Annotated in this window: 18 protein-coding genes; 11 read left to right on the top strand and 7 right to left on the bottom strand. The window is 59.0% G+C overall.

The genetic code is table 11. The features are described from left to right. Nucleotides 1–198 precede the first annotated feature (198 nt). Both EOA23_RS03775 and EOA23_RS03770 read right to left on the bottom strand, forming a co-directional pair. Nucleotides 199–1,629, bottom strand: a complete 1,431-nt coding sequence (locus EOA23_RS03775; protein ID WP_127302940.1) for a DUF4214 domain-containing protein — start codon at nt 1,627–1,629, stop codon at nt 199–201. A gap of 257 nt (nt 1,630–1,886) precedes the next feature. Beyond that, the gene (locus tag EOA23_RS03770) at nt 1,887–3,155 is read right to left on the bottom strand and encodes a glycosyltransferase family 1 protein (protein WP_126060790.1); all 1,269 of its coding nucleotides are present in this window, start codon (nt 3,153–3,155) and stop codon (nt 1,887–1,889) included. A 190-nt stretch (nt 3,156–3,345) separates the two neighbouring features. Between EOA23_RS03770 and EOA23_RS03765 the strand changes: the two genes are divergently transcribed. Next, entirely contained in the window at nt 3,346–4,476 is a 1,131-nt protein-coding gene (locus tag EOA23_RS03765; protein WP_127302924.1) for a glycosyltransferase family 1 protein, read from the top strand. On the opposite strand, the gene EOA23_RS03760 is transcribed toward EOA23_RS03765, so the two are convergent. After that, nucleotides 4,469–5,653 (bottom strand): glycosyltransferase, encoded by a 1,185-nt coding sequence (locus EOA23_RS03760; protein ID WP_245473983.1) that lies wholly within the window; start codon nt 5,651–5,653, stop codon nt 4,469–4,471. The genes EOA23_RS03765 and EOA23_RS03760 overlap by 8 nt on opposite strands. Nucleotides 5,654–5,947: 294 nt before the next feature. Between EOA23_RS03760 and EOA23_RS03755 the strand changes: the two genes are divergently transcribed. From EOA23_RS03755 to EOA23_RS03745, 3 genes are all read left to right on the top strand, one after another. Further along, nucleotides 5,948–6,820 carry a glycosyltransferase gene (locus EOA23_RS03755; protein WP_127302922.1) on the top strand — a complete coding sequence of 291 codons (873 nt, stop codon included), beginning with the start codon at nt 5,948–5,950 and terminating at the stop codon, nt 6,818–6,820. A gap of 14 nt (nt 6,821–6,834) precedes the next feature. Beyond that, nucleotides 6,835–8,148 carry a polysaccharide biosynthesis/export family protein gene (locus EOA23_RS03750; RefSeq protein ID WP_245473977.1) on the top strand — a complete coding sequence of 438 codons (1,314 nt, stop codon included), beginning with the start codon at nt 6,835–6,837 and terminating at the stop codon, nt 8,146–8,148. A gap of 305 nt (nt 8,149–8,453) precedes the next feature. Further along, on the top strand, nt 8,454–8,690 hold the full coding sequence (locus EOA23_RS03745) for a hypothetical protein (protein ID WP_127302920.1): 237 nt from the start codon (nt 8,454–8,456) through the stop codon (nt 8,688–8,690). Nucleotides 8,691–8,703: 13 nt separating this feature from the next. On the opposite strand, the gene EOA23_RS03740 is transcribed toward EOA23_RS03745, so the two are convergent. From EOA23_RS03740 to EOA23_RS03730, 3 genes are all read right to left on the bottom strand, one after another. Then, nucleotides 8,704–9,498 (bottom strand): sugar transferase, encoded by a 795-nt coding sequence (locus EOA23_RS03740; protein WP_245456454.1) that lies wholly within the window; start codon nt 9,496–9,498, stop codon nt 8,704–8,706. A gap of 128 nt (nt 9,499–9,626) precedes the next feature. Continuing rightward, on the bottom strand, nt 9,627–11,495 hold the full coding sequence (locus EOA23_RS03735; protein WP_127302919.1) for a GNVR domain-containing protein: 1,869 nt from the start codon (nt 11,493–11,495) through the stop codon (nt 9,627–9,629). A 143-nt stretch (nt 11,496–11,638) separates the two neighbouring features. Next, entirely contained in the window at nt 11,639–11,977 is a 339-nt protein-coding gene (locus EOA23_RS03730) for a hypothetical protein (RefSeq protein WP_126060783.1), read from the bottom strand. Between the two features lie 206 nt (nt 11,978–12,183). On the opposite strand from EOA23_RS03730, the gene EOA23_RS03725 reads away from it, so the two are divergent. The 5 genes from EOA23_RS03725 (at nt 12,184) to EOA23_RS35550 (ending at nt 17,927) form a co-directional block, all read left to right on the top strand. Beyond that, nucleotides 12,184–13,704 (top strand): phosphomannomutase/phosphoglucomutase, encoded by a 1,521-nt coding sequence (locus EOA23_RS03725; protein WP_127302918.1) that lies wholly within the window; start codon nt 12,184–12,186, stop codon nt 13,702–13,704. 13 nt (nt 13,705–13,717) lie between these two features. After that, the gene (locus tag EOA23_RS03720) at nt 13,718–16,018 is read left to right on the top strand and encodes a mannose-1-phosphate guanylyltransferase/mannose-6-phosphate isomerase (protein WP_127302917.1); all 2,301 of its coding nucleotides are present in this window, start codon (nt 13,718–13,720) and stop codon (nt 16,016–16,018) included. A gap of 708 nt (nt 16,019–16,726) precedes the next feature. Continuing rightward, a complete protein-coding gene (locus EOA23_RS03715; RefSeq protein WP_126060780.1) occupies nt 16,727–17,446 on the top strand; it encodes a Crp/Fnr family transcriptional regulator in 720 nt (239 codons plus the stop codon). Between the two features lie 64 nt (nt 17,447–17,510). Next, nucleotides 17,511–17,738: a hypothetical protein gene (locus EOA23_RS03710; protein ID WP_127302916.1), complete on the top strand. Its 228-nt coding sequence runs from the start codon at nt 17,511–17,513 to the stop codon at nt 17,736–17,738. 36 nt (nt 17,739–17,774) lie between these two features. After that, complete coding sequence (locus EOA23_RS35550; protein ID WP_189341485.1) at nt 17,775–17,927, top strand: hypothetical protein; 153 nt, start codon at nt 17,775–17,777, stop codon at nt 17,925–17,927. Between the two features lie 63 nt (nt 17,928–17,990). Here EOA23_RS35550 and EOA23_RS03705 read toward each other — a convergent pair whose 3' ends face one another. Further along, entirely contained in the window at nt 17,991–19,817 is a 1,827-nt protein-coding gene (locus tag EOA23_RS03705) for an EAL domain-containing protein (protein ID WP_126060778.1), read from the bottom strand. A 416-nt stretch (nt 19,818–20,233) separates the two neighbouring features. Between EOA23_RS03705 and EOA23_RS03700 the strand changes: the two genes are divergently transcribed. Both EOA23_RS03700 and EOA23_RS03695 read left to right on the top strand, forming a co-directional pair. After that, on the top strand, nt 20,234–20,959 hold the full coding sequence (locus EOA23_RS03700) for a class II aldolase/adducin family protein (protein ID WP_127302914.1): 726 nt from the start codon (nt 20,234–20,236) through the stop codon (nt 20,957–20,959). Nucleotides 20,960–20,963: 4 nt separating this feature from the next. After that, on the top strand, nt 20,964–21,657 hold a 694-nt coding region (locus EOA23_RS03695; protein WP_189341484.1), incomplete at its 3' end, for an NAD(P)-dependent oxidoreductase.

Genomic DNA, 21,657 nt, shown 5'->3' with positions numbered 1-21,657 from the left:
CTTGGGCGGCCAAGGCTCGGGGAGAACGCCAATAGGCGGTCAGGACGCCCTGTTGGACGAGCCGTCGGCTACTTCTTTCGGGGAGGTCGAGGCTAAGCCTTTCGAAGGCGTATCTGCCGGCGATGGCCTGAAGTTTTGTGGCAGGTGGCATGGCAATGGACTTGCCAGCCACCAGCCATCCCATGGTCGCTTCCTCGCCTAGCCGGGCGCGGGCATGTCCGAAGCGTCGCGCATGACGGCGTGCCGCGATTTGAACTCACTAGAGCCGACGATGCCCAAGGCAATGGCGTCGCGCGTCATTGATCCTCCGCGCAACTGTCGGGAATAGGTTTCCATCCCGTAGCCGTCCGCTGGGCGATCCAACAAAAGCATGTAAAGAAACCCAATATAGGCGCGGTCCGTCAGGCCTATAGTAGCATATTTGGCCTCGAATTCTTCGGAGCGAATCAACTCCATGACCAAGTCGGTAAGCCGAGCGTCTCCGTTCTCGAGCGCTGCCGACCAGCGATCCAATCCTGCGGTGTCGCCGTCATGGCCAAGGACGAGACAATAGGCAAAACTTGCCTGGTGGACATAAGTGTCCCCATCGGCAAACGTCGCCTCGGGGTTGCACCCCCGCTGCGGCTTGGGCAACGGCTGCGGGCCGCGCGTGATATCGCGGACAGCCTTATAGGCGGGTTTCGGTTCGCCGGTTATCCATTTGCCTTTGTTATTCGAGACGAGTCTAACCAGACCCATATTGGCTTCGAAGCTCGGGGCCCAGTAAGTCTCGTCCAGCAGCTCATAGATATGCGCTGCCTCCAGCTTGTACTTCTCCTGGAGATCGCGGAGCCGTGTCATCGTCTGTTTGACACCGTCAGCCTGCTGCCGCTCGCTCCGCTGACTTCCGTAGGGGTTATTGAATTCGGTAACCCAAATCGGCTTGCCGTAGGAAGAAATCTCGCGGAAAGCCCATTCGGGGTCTTCCCCGTAAATGTGCCAGACAGAGATGTCCCAGGCGATCCCATCCTGCTTCATCCGCGCGAAGGCGCCGGTATGGCCCCAGCCAGCCGTGCCCATGGCTTTTTTTATGCTGGGGTCAACGGCCGTCATGCCATCGGACAGCCCCTTAAGGACTGCGCTTACCTTCACCCAGCGCGGACCGTAGTAGTCGAGCACTCCAGTTCCACCTGCCGGCCCCCAGCCGCATGGATATTGCGATCCATCGTCACGCTGCTCGCACGGCTTTATGATGGCGTAGACCTCCATCTCGTTGCCCAGTTCCCAAACGCGGATGTCGTTCTTGAACCTGGTGCCGAGCGCAACCGCCAATTTCTGGGCCTCAACATAAAGTTGGTCCGGTTTCTCCTTGTCCAGGTCCATCCCGGGTGTAATCACTGGGAGGATTTCGATCCCTCTCCTTTTCCCGGCCTCGACGACTTGGGCCAGGGTATCTGCCTCGTCTTCGGCCGTGATGTTGACCCTATATGATTTGAGACCGAGATCCTTGACGAAATCGAGTTGTTTTTCGATTGGAACACCCGGGTAGGAAACCACCGGATGGCCGTTCACCCCCCAGAGCAAATCAGCAGATGCGGGCGCGGCTGTTGTCAGCAGCAAAGCAGCCGCAGCTGCGAAACGAAACGACATGGCAATCATGCCTCCCTACGCGACTTTCAATATCGGGATAGTCGGAACTGCAGGAGTCGGAAGCAATTTGCCCATACGGGTATGAGAGGCCGCGCTTTACCTCTTTTGGAGGCTGTAGCCTAGCCATCAGGCGGCATGACTATTTGATTGCGCTTCTCGAGTCAGCGCTCGGATGATTGGCGGTGACTGCCGCGGATGAATCGAATTGACATTCGCTTCGTCCGACAACCACCGGGCCGGCTACACCTTCTGAGCCTTTATCCGTAGACTTCCCCGAAATCCGCGTCGACCTGGATCATGAGCTCAAGATACTTCCATGCAATCCAACGCCAGGAATAGCTGCTCGCCCTGGTATGGCCCTTGCCAACCATTCGCTTGCGCAAATCCGGGTCGAGCGCCAGCTTCCCAACGTTTTCCGCCCACGATTGGACATCGTCCGGATCTGCATAGAGAGCAGAATCGCCACAGACTTCGGGCAGACACGGCGAAGTCGAGGCGACGACCGGACATCCCGACGCCATCGCCTCGACGGCGGGCAACCCAAAACCTTCGATCCGGGATGGAAACAGGAAGCAAACCGCGCCCTCAAGCGCTTTTTTGAAGTCGTGATCGCCTATGCGCCCGAGAAGGATGATGTTCCCCGGCAATTCGGGGACGTGCCGCAAGATCGTTTCCTCGTCGACATCGCCTGGCATCCAGAGGTCGAGTCCCATTTCATCGAGACGAGGGGCAAGCTTAGCCAAAAGTCCCATGTTCTTGTATTCTTGATCACCTCGGCCAAGGCAAACGACATATGGCCTGTCTCGATTGACGACGAGGGACGATCTGGTCGCATCCCACTTTTTCGCATGGTCGCTGCCATTGTAGGTAACGACGATGTTTTTCTCAGGTGCAATCCCAAACCTGACCAGATGGCTCCGCGAGAGTTGCGAAACCGTGGTGATCCGTGCGGCTCGCCTGCCAACCAGCGGAAGGATCAGGCGATGCGCCCAACGGAATCCCCGCGCATAGCTCGACGGCATCAGCCTCGTGTGCATGTCATGGATGCATGCGATCTGACGCCTCATCACGACTGGCGCAAGGTTGCAAAAGCTGAGCAATCCGCCAGGCACATGCCAAGGCAGTTGCGCTTGCACCCAGAACTGCGGAAGTCGCGGCCTATTGAACTCGGGAACGACCCGGACTGTTATAGCTTTCAGAGGAAGAGGTTCGACAAGCGGCCGCGGCACCACGAGATCGATTTCCAGGTCACGGCCAAGCGGATGCCCTTCCGAAATGAGGGCGTCGAGAGCCGTCGTCACCTCCAGTCCGTAACGCGCTACCCCGTTGCGCCGAAGCGTGGTGAAGTCGCCATTTATCGTCCAACGTCGTCTTGGCGGCTCGAAGTCCGCCGATGTCCTGCCGGGATGGCCAATCAGGTATTGCGAGCTTTCTGGAAGCGACTGGGCAACCAGTGCGGCAGTGCTGTGGCCGTTCAAATGCCTGGACCGCCCGGCCGGCGCCGCATTGAACTCAGAATTGCCCATCGCCTTCTCCGCCTTGCCGAACGAGCAGCCACCCTAACACTCCGGGAGACACGACGGCCCTCAAACGTTTGAGGTAGTTCCAGCGTCTGCCCCTCGCCTGGCTGGATGATCCTCCGCGCCTGCGAATGACCCAACGGCCGTAGTGACCGCACGCGCCGGCGGTCTCAAACTAGGACATCGAGAGGGTGACATGGCACGGCGCTGGACTATCAACGGACGTTTCCTTTCCCAATCGACAACTGGCGTCCAGCGTTATGCAAGGGAGATCGTCCGTTCACTGGACGATTTAATCGCCGAGCGTGCGCCACTTACCCGTGGACTCGAGATCAGGCTCCACTGTCCGCCGGGCAGCTCGGACGTCCTGCTCAATTCCATCGAACGTTGCGAAATTGGCAGCACTGGTGGGCATCTGTGGGAGCAGACCCAACTAGCAACCTCGTTGCGCGGAGGCGGGCTCCTCAGTCTGTGCAATACCGGACCGCTTCTGTCTCGCAAGCATATTGTCTGCATTCATGATGCAAATGTGTGGAATGCTCCACAGAGCTATTCACTTGGATTCAGGGCCTCTTACAAAACGCTGCTGCCATGCCTTGGCAAGACAGCATGCAACATCTCGACTGTTTCCAATTTTTCGCTGGGCGAATTGGTTCGCCGGGACATTGTCCCGGCGCAAAAGGCCTTCGTTGCCCCGAACGGCCACGAACACGTCTTGCAGTGGAAGCCCGAACACTCGGCAGCGACGCGGCTGGCGGCCTCGCGGGATACCATCGTCATGATCGGCAGCGCCGCGCCACACAAAAATGTGGACCTCATTCTGGGCATGTCCGACCGCCTTGGCAAAGCCGGATTTAGAATCGCGGTTGTCGGCATGCCGGGTTCGCACATTTTCAAAACAGGATCAGCCAGGGCTGAAGCTGGAAACATCCATTGGCTCGGACGCATTTCCGATAGTGAGCTGGCTGCGCTTCTGACCGACTCGCTCTGCCTGGCCTTTCCTTCGCTGACCGAAGGCTTTGGTCTTCCGGTTGTCGAGGCGATGGCGCTCGGCTGTCCGGTTGTGGTGTCGGAACGTGCCAGCCTGCCGGAGGTCTGCGGAAATGCAGCTCTTTATGCCGCTGCCGACAACCCACTGGCATGGCTCGACCGCTTCATGGGGCTGCGCAACTCCAAAGCGCTGCGCCTGCGGTTGGCAGCAAAGGGAAAAGCCAGAGCCGAGGCATATAGCTGGAGAGCGAGCGCGATGCGCTACCTGCAGGCGATGGCCGCTGCCGACGGCATCGATACAGAGACCAAGGTCGTCAGGCTGCACGAGCTCACATGATGCTATGAAGGGACTGGACCGCGCCGATCGATTCCAGGATGGCCCGGTCGAAATTCTCTTCCGAAAAGCGCTGTGCGTTCGTGGCGCAGGCTTTGGGCGTGATAAGGTGGCTGTTTTCCTCGAACCGTTTGACCGCTTCCTTCAGATGCTCGATGGTCTGAGCCCTGAACAGCACCCCGGTCGGTTCGGGATCTGCTCCGAGGCGCCGCGCGATATCGATCGCGCCGCCGCGGCCGAAGGCAATCAGCGGCGTCCCGCAGGCTTGCGCCTCGGCCAGCGCAATGCCGAAGTCCTCGCACCCCGCAAAGACCATCGCCTTTGCCCGGGCAAGCGTAGCAACATACTCCTTGCGGGGAAGGAACCCCGAAAATGTGACATTCGGACCTGCCAGCGACCGTAGGCTAGCTGATTGCTGGCCTTCGCCAACGATAACCAGCCTTCGCGATGGCATCTCGTTGAAGGCCTTGATGACGAGGTCGGTGCGCTTGTAAGGCGCGAGGAAGGACGCAGAGACGTAGTAGTCGTCCTTGTCGTCGACACATGGCAACTCCTTGAGCGCGACGGGCGGGAAAACAACCCGCGCGTCCCGTCCATAGATATGCTGTATCCGGGAACGGACATAGTTCGAATTCGCCAGCATCAGGTCCGGACCGTGAGCGGTTCTCGTGTCCCACGTCCTCAGTCGGTGCAGCATGTACCGATAAAGCATTCCCTTCGGGCCAAAGCCGAGCTTGCCTTGTTGGAGATAGGAAAACTGCTCGTCCCAGGCATAGCGGACGGGGCTGTGCACGTAGCACAGATGCGGCTGATCAGGTCTGGTGATCACGCCCCGCGAAAATGCGGCCGAAGAGGAGATCACCGCGTCATACCCGGTCACGTCGAACTGTTCGATCAGGAAGGGGCAAAAGAAAAACAGAGACCGGTAGAACTTCTGGACCATCGGTATCCGGTTGGCCGCGGAGGTGTGGAATTCCACGTCGCGGAAGTATTGCTCTTTCACCTCGGTCGGGAGGAAATCGAAAAGTGTGAACACCTCTGCATTGGGAAATTGCTTGCAAATCTGCGCCAAGACCCGCTCGCCGCCCCGAAAGTTGGGGCACCAGTCGTGGACGACCGCTATCCTGGCATATCTGTCGAAGTCGGGCGGCGGGGCAGCCGGAAAATCCTCAATGGGCATTTCGACCGTGGCTGCGACGGCCAGGTCGGAAGAGCGTTCATGCAGCATTGATGTCCCCTTCCTCCTTGGAGCCTCAGTTTCTGTTTTGTCCCACGAGCATCGCAAGTTGTCCGATCGGTTACGGATTGCTCCGGGTCATTTTCCACCTACCGCTTATGGTCGCGAGCTGCCGGTGACCAATACTTCAAAAGCGGGTGCCCAGGGGTAGGCCGAGTTGATCGGGCCCACTTTTATGCAGGCTGTTTGAGCCCTCGCGTCGTCCTAGGGTCAGTGCAAGCGACACCTGGACGAAAAATGAAACTTGCGGTGATTATCCCGACCCTCGGTCGCAGCGAGCAAGTTGCTCGCCTGCTGGGATATCTGGGTGGCCAGACAAGGCTTCCCGACGAGGTCATCCTGTCGGCGCCCGATGCCACGCACATCGAACTCCCGGACCACTGCCCTTTCTCGGTGTCGAGTGTTTTCGGGCCCAAAGGATTGGCTGCCCAACGCAACACTGCTCTTGTGCCCTCGTTGGGCCGCTTCGACATCATAACGTTCTTCGACGACGATTTCGTTCCGTCCGCCCGATACCTGGAGCAGATCGAGCAGGCTTTTGCTGGAAATGACGGATGGGCGGTAGTGATGGGCAGGGTCGTCAAGGACGGCGCTACCAATGCCGGTCTGACCTGGGACGATGCAGAAGCTGCGCTAAGGGATTCAGAAGGCCGAGAAACGACTGGACCATCAGTGATCGATCATGTTGGCGCCTACGGATGCAACATGTCGTTCCGCGCGTCGCTGATTGGCGATTTGCGATTCGACGAGCGCCTGGTCCTCTATGGCTGGCAGGAAGACATCGACTTCACCAGTCAAATGCGATCCAGGGGTCGCGTTGTATGCGTGACGTCGATCACGGGCGTCCATCTCGGGATCAAGACGGGTCGCGTCAGCGGAAAGCGATTCGGCTACTCCCAGGTCGCCAATGCGATCTATCTAATAAGGAAAGGCACGGTCCCTGCCTCCTTTGCCCTGCCCCTCATGTTCAGGAACATAACGGCCAACCTCGCAAAGAGCCTTTGGCCCGAGCCGTATGTCGATCGCAGAGGCCGGCTCGTCGGCAACGCGCTCGCGATCCTGCACATCGCCATGGGCCGGATCGAACCCGAATACATCCTGAAAATCTGACGGCGAGAATGACAATGCGCAAATGGCTTTCAACAGTGGCAGGGATTTCATTAGCCGCAACAGCTGCCTGCCCCTCGCCGGCGTCAGCTGCAGAGTACCTCCTTGGACCGCAGGACAAGGTCAGGCTGAAAGTTTACGAATGGCGCGCATCACGTGATGTGATCTTCGAATGGACGGCTCTCAACGACAGTTTCGTGGTCGGCGCTGACGGCACCCTCTTCCTGCCTTTTGTCGGGCAGATACGCGCCGAAGGGACCGCTCCCGGCGATCTGGCCCGCTCCATAGGCGATCGGCTGATGCAACATATGGGCCTTGGCCGCCCGCCGGACGTGGCGGTGGAGATCGCGCAATACAGACCGTTTTATATTGTCGGCAACGTGAAGCAACCCGGCGAATTTCCCTACCGGCCTGGCCTGACGGTGCTACAGGCGCTGGGTATCGCCGGCGGTTTGCCGATACGCGAGGATGATGTGTCTCGGCTCCAACGAGAGGTCATCTCAAGCCAGGGCGAGGTCGGACTGCTCGCTCTGAGCAACGTCAGCCTGCTTGCTCGCAAGGCCCGGTTGCAGGCAGAATTGGCCGGCAGTGAGGATATAACTTTCCCCTCTGAACTGAGGGACAGGGCTTCGAACGAAACCGTCGCGCTGGCAATGGACCAGGAACGCAAGATTTTCGCCATCCGCAAGGATTCACTGGCGACCCAGCTCCGCTCACTGCGCGAACTCAAGGACTTTCTGCAACAGGAACTGGCCTCGCTGGAGCAACAGCTGACCTTCCATGACAAACAGATCGAGCTCATCCGAAAGGAACTCGCCGGTGTCTCGAATCTCGTCCAGAAAGGTCTTGCGGTTGCGCCGCGGGAACTTTCCCTGGAGGGGACCGTCGCCCAGATGCAGAGCGACCGGTTGGCGGCCGAGACCTCGATGCTGCGTGTCAGGCAGGACATGAGCAAGACCGACATCGAAATCCTCAATCTCGGCAACCAGCGTTCCAGCGAGATCGCAGAGAGCTTGCGCGAGACACAGCAACAGCTCAACGAGGTCACCAGCAAATCCGACACCGCGGTGCAGTTGCTGCACGAGACACAAGTTACTGCCCCCGCTCTGCTGGCGCTCCGGCAAAACGCCGCAAAGGCCAAGCCGATCTTCACGATTGTGAGGCCGAAAGACGGTGGCACGGAAGAGCTTGCTGCCCAAGAGACAACTCTTGTCGAGCCGGGCGATACCGTGAAAGTAGAAATCCCGCTGCCGAAATCGGGCCTGGATAGCTTGCCTGCAGCGGATGCCAGCGTCCAGGCGGAGACAAACGCTGTTGGAAGTACGAACTGACCGGATCTATATCGGCGCCGACCCGTTGCTACATCCGGCTCGGCCGATGCCGTTCCTGCTGCAGGTCGCGGTTGGATGATCGGTCACAGTCACGCATGGTGATGTCGTCGGCCATTGTTGGAAAACGCCAACCTCTGCAAGAGCCGGTTTCGATATTTCGAACGGCATTCCCAAGCACTTTCCTTAACACTTGCCTTGCACTCCGAGGGCGCATATCAGTTGGCGCACGCTGGGCTGTTGATCCCTGACGAAACTGCCTGCCGCGGCAAGCCAAACCGGTTCTGCGGGTGCCACTGGAGATATTGGTGCTCACAAGCATACTCGCCGTATCGGTGGCAGGAATACTACTGGGTTTTCGCTTCAGGGTTGCGGCGCTGCTCGCGGCGACTGCCCTGCTGGTGATCGGAATCGTCGCCTGGAATAGCTTGGGATCGCCAGGCTATGTGACCGTGGGCAAATCTCTGGTTTTGATATTTTTCTTGGCCGGCGCCTACCTCGTAGGCCTATCCCTGTTGGTCCTCCGGAATCGAAACGAAGAGTGATCCGGTCGACGTTTCAAGAGGCCCTGTCGACCCGCATGACCGCGACGATAGTCCTCAGCAAGATCACGATGTCGAGCCATATCGACCAGTTCCGCACATACTGGCTGTCCAGCGCGACGCGGTTATCATAGTCCATGCTGCTCCTTCCGCTCACCTGCCAAAGGCCGGTGAGGCCGGGTCTCGTTGCGAGATACTCTCCCTGGTGATCGCCATAACGCCTGAGCTCGTCCCTGACGATCGGTCGTGGACCCACGCAGCTCATCTCCCCGCGCAGTATGTTGATGAGTTGGGGGAGCTCATCCAAGCTGGACTTGCGCAACAGTCGCCCGAAGAACGTAACGCGGGGATCGTTCCTGATCTTGTGGGTATCTTCCCACTCCTTGCGTGCATCAGGGTTGGCATCGAGGTATGCGTCGAGAACCTGGTCCGAATTTGCGACCATCGAGCGAAACTTGTAGCAATTGAACGGCCGTCCACCGAACCCGACACGGCTGTGCGAGAATATCGCCGGACCTCCGGCCGTAATCCTAATCAACACCCCGACGAGAACCATGACAGGCGCGGCCAAAACGAGTGCTATCCCGGCTATGACCAGGTCCATGATCCTTTTGACCAGACCTCCAACCGGAGGGTTTGTCGTTCCCCCGTTGATGACATTCGACAGGTCATTCAATACCGCCCCGGCACTGGCGTAATCGCGCGAGGAAACGACATTCAGGACAGCCCCGCTCTCGACCGCCGCCGGCACAACCGACTGCCCCCAGATCAGCGCCCCCTGGTGCGACTGCTTTTCGAAGGCGTTTGTCATGTGGCGGCCATTGTTCTTAGTTGTTTGACGCCGACAGTCTCCCAAGTGCGGAACTCTCGGGCAAGAAATGCAAAGGAGGTAGCGCGATACTGCAGGGGCTACGCCCTAATCCTCACGTATGAATTGCTCTACACGCTTTGCCGACTTCCGAAAGCGCCATGGCTGGTCGCAACCCTACGGTACTTGGACGTCATCGACCGCGCGTTCGTGAGAAGCACGCCAAATATCTGTGTCCTGGAGGCTTGCAGTGTTCTGACAAGTTCTCGCAGCGTATCGACATGGGTTTTGCCCCACTCCGCTACGACCACGACACCGTCGAGCACCGATCCAACAACGAGATCATCGGGTCCGGATTCAAGCGTCGGCAGGTCGACGATGACTATGTCGTAGGCAGCCAGCTCCTGGGCAGCCGGATCGCCGGCGGTAACCTCGCTGAGGAAAGCCTGCATATTCCCAGGCACGAGCAGATCTCTTGAAACCACGACGAAACTTGAAAGCACGTCGAAATGCCGCCCCAGAGCGCGGACGATGTTGTATCGAACGGGATTCTGGCACTCCATGCCCAGGCCATCGGAACGCCCGACCAGTCGTGTGGTGGTCGTCGGTCTCCGAACATCGGCATCGATCACCAAAGTCTTCAGCCCGGACATCGAGTAAAGCGTGGCGAGATTGCTTGCGACAGCACTCTTCTGGCTGTTGTTCGAGACCGCGGTTAGTCCAAGGACCTTCATCGGGTTGCTCGTTTCAGCGAGGCTGATTTCCGTCCGCGCTTTCCTCAGGCTCTGGCTGTACCGCGACCAAGGATGCCTGGTCACCTCGTCGACGTTTCCGAATTCCCTCCGCTTCCTCGTAGGGGGCAATTCACCCACGCACTCCATTCCCAGATTGTCGCGAATATGACGTGGCGACCGTATGGTCCAATCGAACGAATGCCGCACGAAAGATACGCCAATGCCAAGAATGAGCCCTGCGACAGCCGCGAAAGCCAGCACCAGCTTCGGCTTCGGGGCACTAGGAGAAAGCGGAGCTGTCGCGGCTGTGATCACCCTTGCATCGGCGACCGGGTAAGATTGCTGACTTACGGAATTGGTATAAGCCTGCAGGAAGCTTTCATATATCTTCTGGTACGTGTCTGCAGTCACCTCCAGCTCTTCGAGAGTTGGTTCGGGATTGATACCGTCACCGGCCTCACCGCTCACGCTGTAATCGTGTCGGGAACGGAACTCTTGTGCCCTCGCCCTCGCCTCGTTCATCTGTGTGCGCAGTTGCTGGAGGCGTTTTTCAAGCCACGCCCCACCTTCCTTTGCCGCCTCCGCCTTGGTTTCGATCTGTTCATGCACAAAGGCATTGGCAGTCGCGTTGGCAATATTAGCGGCGCCTTCGGGGTCGGCGGAGGTGAAAGAGATGTCTATCGCGTACGAGACGCCCACCCTCCGAATGTCGAGGTCATTGCGGAAAATCGACATACTGCGCCGGGACTTCTGGTATTCGGTCAGCGTCACGGGCGCATCGGGTTCGCTCAAACCGAGACGTCGCTGAAGGGATGTGGCCCAGGTGCTGTTCCCAAGAGCCCCGACAAGGATTTTCCCGACTTTTTTGAATCTCTCCGGCAATGTCGGAGCCTTTGGCTGATTGAATTTGGGATCATCGACAAGTTTCAACTGGTCGATGACCATCGACGCGATCTTCTCGGATTGCATCACGGCGATCTGGCTTTCCACCTGGGCGGTGTCCAATGACAGATTCACTTCGCCGCCTTCCTGCAGATGTTGCGGCAGTTTCGGCTCGATCAGAATCTGCGCGCTGGCTGTAAAAACCGGATCCGTGGTCAAATTGTAAAACCATGCCACCAAGAAAGCCGCCGCAAGGCAGGCCGTGATGGTTCCGACGTAGTGCCTCAGAAATCCGGTTATGTCCGAGAGGCCGATGAATTCCTGTCCGGCACTGGCCTGCTGATCGGTCACCAAAGGCCATTGGTTGGCGAAAAGGCGGTTCATTCAACGTCTTCGACGTGCACGAAGGACAATCCCTCCTGCACAACGCCCTGATACAGGTGCTTCATGGCGGCCCCGCGATCCCAAACTATGCAAAAAGAGTACGCCGGCGCGAGGGAAGGTAAACGCCACCAATTGGCGTAGACCTACGCCCTATGAGAACGGAGAAAGTTCGGCATGATGTCCCTTATTGTGGTCAGCAATGACATCTGATGCCCCAGCAGCAACTGTCGTGCCCGATTTGCCTCGAGGCCCCGGGCGAGAGTATCGAGCTTGGCAGACATGCCTTCGCTCCGCTCGCCATTTTCCACCATCTCGAGGGAAAATGCCGCACAGTCCATCATCCGGTTTCGAGCCCGGCGAAGCTGCTCCGCTTCCTTTTCGACCTCCGACTGAATGCCGTCGAGCACACGTGCCAAGCTTCTGAAGCGCCGGTCATCGACACTCTTCCGAAAAATCAATTCGAGAGATGTGAGCGGCATCATGCAGCCACAACCAGGGTCGGCACCGATGCGGACCAACCCTACGATACCTGATGGCTATGACCGGGCGAGATATCCTTTCGATCACCGATCGGTATCACCTATTGGATGATAGCGCGCGAACCGGGGTGTAGAGCTACCCGAATTCATGAAGGGGCCGGGGCACGCCGCCATGCTAGAAAAGTTGCGACAATTTCGGAGTGGTAGCCGTGACCTTGAATATAGTCAGCCAGGCCAAGCCGAACACATTCGCGTTCGAAAACAGCGCGCTCATCAAGGCCACTGGTTTCCGGGAATATGACGCGCGCTGGTGGTTCGGGCATCCGGGCTCCGAGAACGAGCCCGAACTCAACTTGATGGGCGCCCAAGCGCTGGGCATCGGTCTCGGCACTCTGATCCGCCGCATGGGCGTCGGCCCGGAAATCATCGCCGGTCACGACTTTCGCAGCTATTCCATGTCTATAAAGATGGCGCTGGTTTCAGGGCTGATGGCGGCTGGCGCAAGGGTCAAAGATATCGGGCTGGCGCTTTCCCCGACCGCTTATTTCGCGCAGTTCTCGCTCAACACCCCGTCCGTCGCCATGGTTACGGCTTCTCACAACGAGAACGGCTGGACAGGAGTGAAGATGGGCGCGCAGAGGCCGCTTACATTCGGCCCTGACCAAATGACAGCCCTCAAGGCGCTCGTGCTGAACGGCGATTTCGACCTTGTCGGTGGTGGCAGCTATGAATTCGTATCCGATGTCCGCGAGAGGTACATCGAGGACTTGACCGCCGGAAAGAAGCTTCGCCGAAAGCCGCGCGTAGTCGTCGCCTGCGGCAACGGGACGGCTGGGGCCTTTGCTCCGCAGGTGCTGGAAAAGATCGGCTGTGACGTGATCTCACTGGACGTAGAGCTTGATCACACTTTTCCGCGCTACAACCCCAATCCCGAAGACATGCAGATGCTGCACGCGATCCGGGACAAGGTTTTGGAGACCGGTGCCGACCTGGGCCTCGGCTTTGACGGCGACGGCGACCGTTGCGGCGTCGTGGACAATGAGGGGGCCGAGATCTTCGCGGACAAGGTCGGCGTCATGCTGGCGCGAGACATTTCAAGCCTGCATCCACGATCCACTTTTGTCGTTGACGTGAAATCAACCGGACTTTTCATGACGGATCCCGTTCTCGCGCAAAACGGCGCACGCACGGACTACTGGAAAACGGGCCATTCCTACATCAAGCGACGGGTTGCCGATCTTAACGCAATCGCCGGTTTCGAGAAGTCGGGGCACTTCTTCTTCAACCCACCGATCGGGCGCGGCTATGACGACGGCCTCGTCACGGCAATCGCCGTCTGCGAGATGCTTGACCGGAATCCGGGAAAGACGCTGGCCGAACTCTACCGAGCCCTGCCGGTAACCTTCGGCACCCCAACGATGTCGCCCCATTGTCCCGACGAAGTCAAATACCACGTGGTCGACAAGGTGGTTGGCGACTTCATGAAAATGAAAGGTGACGGTGCCGACTTCGCGGGTCAACCGCTGGCCGACCTCGTGACCATCAATGGAGTGCGCGTTGTGGCTCAAGACGGCACCTGGGGTCTGGTCAGAGCCTCGTCGAACAAGCCCGAGATCGTCGTCGTCGTCGAAAGCCCCGTCTCGTCGGAGCGGCGGCGACAGATGTTCGAGGCAATCGACGCGGTGCTGCGCCGCAATCCAGAGGTCGGAGCGTACAACCAGACATTCTGAGAGGAACTGAAGCATGGCACACCGGATCGTAAGTTTTGTCATGAGCGGAGGTGTCGGGTCGCGGCTATGGCCGCTCTCGCGCGAAGACAACCCCAAGCAGTTCCACGACCTGTCGGGGGATGGCTCCATGCTGGCGAAAACGGTCCGCCGCCTGAAGGCGTGGCCGAGCAGCGAAACGCCGATCTATCTGATAGCGTCCGAACGTCATGCCGAACGCGTTATCTCTGACATAAGTCCGCTCGGACTGAACGGTGGAAGGCCGATCTTCGAACCCCTGGGCCGCAATACTGCGGCGGCGGTCGCAATAGCGACACTGCAGACGATTTCCGAACACGGCAAGGATGCGCTTGTGCTTGTGGTCCCTTCCGATCACGAGATATCGACCGAAACGCAGTTCTGGGAGACCGTGGAGGCGGGCATGCCTGCCGCTGACTCGGGAAGCATTGTCGTGTTTGGCATCCAGCCCACTCATCCGGAGACCGGATATGGGTACATCGAGGTTGCCGCCAATGATGATGGGGCGGCCGCGGTTTCCCGCTTTGTCGAAAAGCCAGACATCGAGACGGCACAACAATATCTGTCGTCGGGGAGGTTCTACTGGAACGCGGGCATCTTCCTGTTTCGTGCAGACACGATGCAGAAAGCTTTGATCAAGTTTCAGCCTGAAATCTGGCATACTGCGGAACGGGCCTTCAGGACAGCAAGGACCGACGTGTCAGGCCTCTACTTACCCCAAGGCTTCTATTCGGCGATCCCCTCTACATCCATCGACTATGCCGTCATGGAACATGCGCAGCGCATCGCGATGGTGACGGCTTCGTTCCGCTGGAACGATCTTGGGTCATGGCAATCATTGCTGGAGTCCAGCCCCGCGGACGGCAACGGAAACGTGGTAATGGGCGACGTCATGGCCCTGGACTGCGACGGTTCCTACCTCAGGAGCCAAGGTCGGCTGCTCACCGTGATCGGAATGAAGGATGTGGCGGTGGTCGCAACCCCGGACGCAATATTCGTCGCCCCGGTCAGCCATAGCCAGAATGTGAAGAAAGTCGTGGAACAGCTCGAGAAAAGCGGGCGATTGGAGACAAAGTTCACGGCATCGGAAGACCGGGTCATTGTCAGCGGATCATGGCGCAAGCGCGTCGAGCACTGGCTTTTCAACGAGACTCTTCCGCTATGGTCGACCGCAGGGGTCGACACTGTTCATGGAGGCTTTCACGAAGCGCTCGGTTTCGATGCGAGGCCATTGGGCAAGCCCAAGCGGATGCGGACGATGGCCCGCCAGATCTATGCTTTCGCTGTAGCCAAGGAACGGGGCTGGGCCGGGGCCGCCGATAAGCTCATCGACCACGGAATTGAGTTCATCGCAAAACACGGCCGCACCGACCGGGGCGGCTGGGTGCGCGCCCTGAATTCCAATGGAAGCGTGGCCGATCCGATGGAGGATGCCTACGACCATTCCTGCGTGCTTCTTGCGCTTGCCCACGCCTATAGATGCGGTCACCAGACGGCTTTGCAGCTCGCACAGGAGACATTTCATTTTATCGATTCCCACCTCGAGGATGGCAGCCTGAATGGCTTCCTGGAGACACCCGGCTGGAACGGCGTCCGGTCCTCGAACCCGCACATGCACATGCTCGAATCATTCCTTGCCTGGCATGACGCGACCGGCGACCGCACATATCTTCGTCGAGCGGCTCGCGTGATCGATCTCTTCCGGTGTCATTTTTTCGATCAGGAAAGTTGGACGCTTGGCGAATATTTTGACGCCGACTGGCTGCCGTTGCCCGGAGACAAAGGGCAATGGACCGAACCGGGGCATCATTTCGAATGGGCCTCCCTGCTCGCGGACTTCGCGCGGGCCAGCGGGCAAAAGGACTTGGCTGCTTACGCCAGGAAACTCTATTCCTCAGCAGTTGCCAGCGGATTGAATCGAGCCACAGGGCTGGCGTATGCGGCCGTGTCGCGACAAGGGATGCCTCTCGACAGACTCTCGCGCAGCTGGCCGCAATGCGAGGCTGTCAAGGCGGCGATCGCGCTGGACAATATCGGCGGGCCTGATCTGAAACCCGAAATCGAAGCCCGTGTCGCGCGCCTTTTCAGATGGCATATCGATCCCGCACCGCTTGGCCTGTGGGTGGACAGGATCGACGAGCGCGGTCGGTCGCTTGCGACTGAGGTTCCAGCCAGCATCTTCTACCATCTGGTGACGGCGCTGACGCAGTATCTCGACAAGACCGAGGGACAGGTCGAACCGTTTCCGCTGCCTTCCCAGAAAAAGGACAGCCCCTCATCGAAGCAGGTCTACGGCTGAAGAAGCGACGGGGCCTCGCTTCGCGACGGCGGCGGATCTCCCGGCGGAATGTCCTTAATGCCGAAGAACACGAGCTACCGCTAATTCGGTATCCCCTTGCCTCTGGGTCACCGCTGTAAACTGGGTTACCGTCACCATTGGCTACACCCCTAAAGAGAAGGGTCCAACCCTCGGTCTCTTGGACTGCGCACACTCGTCAAGATATTGAAAATAGGAAGCTTTTTGTCCGGGTAGTTAAGACGACGATGGCAAAAAAGAAATCGAGAGGCAGGCGTAGTGGCGATCTCCTGAAGTTGCTGGCAACAAGGCCGCGGGCGGTCGCGCTCGCTGCGCTGCATGTGAGTGAATCGGTCCTTTTGGAACTCGAGGCCTCGGAAGTGTTGTCGCCGGCGGAGATCAGGGGGCTGCTGAGGGACGCGTCGCTGACTTTGCGCAATGCTGCCGACCAGGCGGACAACCGGAGCTGTCTGGTTGCCAGTGAGATAGTTGAGTCAATGAGAGAGAACTTTAAGAGAAGTAAGTCATAGATGCTACCCGACCTCGCGGATATCAACCGGACCATAACTGGTTTTGAGCCAGAGTTAGCGCTCGGTTTGATGTCACAATGCCTTCCCGTTCCAGACTTAAAAAGGTTGCTCATCACGTGAAATTTCATATACATGATGAGGTTGAGGGAGGGATACAGGCAGTTGAGGGCGAGGGGTACGGATGACGTTTGCTTCACGTTCTTTTTCGAAAGGGGACGAGCACCGTTCGTCATACGTTGGACTTAACGATGACGACGCCGCGTTGATGAAGACGCTCGGGTTCGCTGCCAAGCGATATCCAGCCGACGCGGTAATCTTCAGCCAGGGCGACAGCAACGATCGTATATACATCGTTGAGTCGGGGTGGGGCTGCATTTCCCACGAGCTACCTGGGGGACAGCGACAAATTTTAGATTTTGCCTTAACGGGTGATGTGGTTCTGCCTCAATCATATGGAAGTGGCACCGTCGAAACGTTCGCGAGCCTAACCGAACTGTCGTTGTTGGTGGCGCCTACCAAGACACTCAGGCTGGCCGCTATGAAATCGCCTCATCTGTTCTCGTTCATCATGGACGTTCTGGTGCGCAACGGTGCTGTGATAGCTCAGCACCTCGCCAATGTAGGACGGCGTACCGCCTTGGAGCGAACGGCGCATTTGCTGCTTGAATTGACGGGGCGTCTGCGGCGTGTTGGCGCCGTTGACCGCAACGGCTTTGATTGCCCCCTCACGCAATACGATCTCGCTGACGCCCTTGGCCTTACCCCGATCCATGTAAATCGAATGTTGCGGGAACTCCGCGAGCGCAAGTTCCTCGAGTTCCGCCAGGGTCATGTCCGCCTGCTCGACGCTGCGGGCCTGACAAAGTTTGTGGGATTTGATGGCGCCTATGTGAAGGACTGAGCGCTCATCCAAAACGCTTCCTCGAAAATTCCGGCTCTACAAGACTAGGCCGACTTCCTGGAGAATGACGAGGAGCATCTTAACGCCGGTTACCTTCGCCTCCGCGCAGGAAATGTACAAGAAGGGCCTCGAGCGCCTGCCGCGGATATTGGCGCTGCAGCGCTCCCAGGCCGACATTCGCGCCAACCAGGCATCGAACCGCGCGCAGGTGGCGAAGAACGCCAACAGATTGGCGAGACTGAGTTCCAGCTCCTCTGCTCGTCTCGGTGTCGGCCGACCGGCTTACGGATGAGAAACCGGCGAGCCCTATTTCCGCGCCAAGGTCAAAGTGGACACTGCCGATCTTGCAGAGCTCCATGATGTGCGCCTGTTCCCCGGCATGCCGGCGGAAGTCATGATCCTGACCGGCGAACACACTTTGTTCGACTATATGCTGGCCCCGGTGCAGGCTTCCCCTACTCGCTCTTTCAGGGACAATTGAGCGGATAGGACGAGGCATCCGAAAGCAGATGCCGCCAAAACGAGCGCGCAAGCCGCGCGCCCGTTATGCCCGGAACGATCTTCGCGGCATGTCGAGCCGTAAGGCTTCGGTCGTTCTATCGCGGTCGGCGGCCCTGTCGAAGAAGTATCCTTGAGCGAAGCGGCAGCCAAGGCGTTTGAGCTGCATCGCCTGATCGGCCGTCTCGACGCCTTCGGCAATGACACGCATGGCAAGCCCGTTCGCCATATCGATAATGGCTTTGACGATTATTTCGCCCGCGCCGCCATCGGACATCTGATCCACGAAGCTCTTGTCGATCTTGATGATGTCGACAGGAAAGTTCAGCAGATGAGTGAGCGAGGCATAGCCTGTTCCGAAATCGTCCAGCGCCACGAGCAGCCCATCGGCACGCAATTCCTCGATTGCCCGGGCGACCTTGCCATCGCTGTCATCCATATAAACAGACTCCGTCACCTCAAGAACGACGTGCCCGACCGGAATGCCATGACGCGCAAAGGCGCGAGAAATCCGCTCGCGCAGGCTCCCTTTCTGAAAATCCGCCATCGAGACGTTCACGCTGACATATTGCAGCGGTATCGCTTGCTCGAGCCAGTATTTGATGGCGCTCGCCACCTGATCCAGCATTCGGTCGGTCAGGAGATTTCCCATGGAAAAATCCTGCAGCGCGTCCGACAGCAGGCCGGCCGAGATGATTTCGCCGTCCCGAGTTCGAACACGGCAAAGCGCCTCCAGGCCCACCGTTCTTTCGGTGCTCAGATCCACGATCGGTTGATAGTGAGCCTCGACGCGGCCTTCAGCCAGCGCGCTTGTTGCCGTTTGAAGAATGCGGAACCGCTGAGCGATCGTGCTGGCAAGATCGTCATTGTAGAGCACGAAGCTTCCTCGTGCCGCCTGTTTGGCATGGTGAAGCGCAAGATTTGCATGCTGCAGGAGTATTGGCACCTGGCAGGACTGCGATTGATTGGACACCGCCCCGCCAGAACTGACCGACAGGGAGAATGTGGCCTCCTCGCCGGGAAAGGAGTGTTCCTCTGTCGCCTTCAATATCTGCGAGGCGATCCTCGACAGGCTGATGGCCGGGCTCATCCCCTCGATCAACACGGCAAATTCATCCGCATCCACCCTGAAAGTCTTTTCAGGCGCGGCAATCCGCGCAATGGTGCGGCCCACTCTGCGGATCACTTCGTCGCCGGTCGCATGACCAAAGGTGTCATTGACGCGGCCGAGGTGATCAATATCAACCAACAAGATTGCGAGTGGATCTTCGCCCGCACTGGAAGCCAATTCCAACGCCTTGATGAAATGCGCGCGATTTCCCAACCCTGTGAGCAGATCATAATATGCCAGGCGCTGGTTTTCGGCCCTTGCTTCCTCTCGCTCCAGCGCGAGTGAGCAAAGATCGACGCATCGGTTGACGATCAACCATTCTTCGTCTGTCGGTCCTCGATGCTCCCGATAATAAAATCCGAAGGCTCCGAGCACGCGGCCATCACTTTGCATGATCGGACTGGACCAGCAGGCCTTGACGCTATGATCCCTGGCCAAAATGCCGGCAAGCGCCTGATAGGGACCCCAAAGGGGATCCGTGAAGATGTCTTGGACCGCGACAGGCGTCCGCCGAAAGGCGGCGGTTCCACATGAGCCGACATTGGGTCCGATCGGTATCCCGTCCAATGCCGAGGAGTAGTCACTCGATATGTTTGGCCCGGCCAGCGGATGGATGATCCCTTCGCGATCGATTGTAATGATCGAGCAGAGCGTGTCTGCCGAAAGTTGTTCGGCATAAAGGCAGATATGAGCTGCGGTTTCCTCGATCGATCGTCCCTTGGCGATCATATCCAGGACGGCTTGTTGAAGCTGCTCCGGCATGGGCTTTTCCGCAGTCACTCTTGCATGGACTGTTGAACTGGCAGCACGATCATCCTGTTCCGCATCTTGATGCCCCCCGCACATACTTCTTCGTCGTTCGGCGTACCGCACCTACATCGGGTAGATGTTCGGCATCGGCCGGTCCCGTGGCGCAAATCAATGTGACGAGGCAAGGTGCCATGGGTTGCATGTTATATTGCCGAACGCGGTGGCGTACCGAGGCGGCTAATATTTTGCCCGGCTAAAGTTAACATCTTCGAAAATCTCCTGTCGCAGCTCCGCCTTTTTGAAAGCCGTCGGCCGAGCGCGACGACGCTGGCAGGCCGCATCGCGATCAGGCGCAAGGCCGAGTTGGCACCATTGACCTGTATACAGGAGTTCAGGTATGCCGATCGTTAACAGGAGGCGACCTGCAAATGACTTCATCCACCGAGACGGCGATGCGCAAGGATCTTGCGGCGGCCTACAGGCTCGTTGCCCATTTCGGCATGGATGACCTGATCCACACACATATTTCGGCGCGATTGCCGGACGAGCCGAACCACCTGCTGATCAACCGTTACGGCGACCTGTTCCGGGAGGTCACCGCGGACTCGCTCGCGGTGATCGACCATCAAGGACACCAGGTGCGGGGCACGCAGGTTCCGATCAACACGGCAGGCATCGTCATCCACACGGCGGTCCATTCGGCACGGTCCGACGCAATCTGCGTCATGCACACGCACACCGCCGCGGGCGTCGCGGTCAGCTGCCTTGAAGAAGGCCTGCTGCCGCTCAACCAGACCGCCCTGCTCTTCTACGGCCGTGTCGGATATCACGCTTTCGAGGGGATCGCTCTCGACCGGGACGAGCAGCAGCGCCTCGTCGCCGATCTCGGCGACAATCGCGCCATGATCCTGCGCAACCATGGCCTGCTGACGGTTGGCCGTTCCGTCGGCGAGGCGTTTTCCCTGATGTACAACCTCGAGCAGGCGTGCCGCATCCAGCTTGCCGTGCTTGGCAGCGGCCGGCCCGTGTGTCTTCCGTCCAGCGACGTGTGCGAACGCACCGCCGCGCAATATGAAGCCGATCCGGACGGCGCCGCCGAACTGGAGTGGCTGGCATTGCGTCGGCTCTCGGGCCTCGTCTTCCACGGCCGTTGACGCCGTGCGGGTCGTGCTTGCCGATCCTCTCGCTTATTCGGAGGCGTTCGATACCGCGTTGCGCTCGGCCTGTCCCGGCGTGGAATTCCGCCGCTGGACCGAATGCGCGCCGGACACCGACTACGACCTGCTGGTGACCTGGGCTTTTGCGCCGGACATGGCGAAGCTGCCTGCCTCGACGCGCGCTGTGCTCTGCCTGGGCGCCGGCACGGATCAGTTGACCTCCGATCCGCGCCTTCCCGGCGGTATGCCTGTCTTGCGCCTGCGCGATCCCGCGCAAGCACAGCAAATTCTCGACTACGCCATGCACGCGGCATTCGCCCGCCAGCAGGACGATTTTTCCGTTCGCCGCAGCCAGGGCGCACGCAGGTGGCAGCGGGCTGTTTCCGAGATCCGCGACCGCGGCGCCTTGTCGGTCGCGGTGCTTGGCCTGGGCATGATCGGCGGCCATGTCGCGTCGGGCCTCGCGGGAGCGGGCTTCCGGGTCTCGGGCTGGTCGCGCACGCCCCGCGAACGTGTCGGCGTGACCGCCTTTCATGGCGAAGGCGGACTGGTTCCGGCCGTCACGGTGGCCGATCTCCTTGTCAACCTGCTGCCGTCCAACCAGCGCACGCGCGGCATTCTCGACGGGCGGGTCTTCGGCCTGCTGGCGCCGGGCGCCTATGTGGTCAATCTGGGGCGTGGCGACCATCTCGACG

The organism is Mesorhizobium sp. M2A.F.Ca.ET.042.01.1.1, assembly GCF_003997405.1.
Classification (GTDB): domain Bacteria; phylum Pseudomonadota; class Alphaproteobacteria; order Rhizobiales; family Rhizobiaceae; genus Mesorhizobium.
The sequence above is the reverse complement of the archived record's forward strand: the minus strand, read 5'-3'. Positions and strand labels throughout refer to the sequence as shown.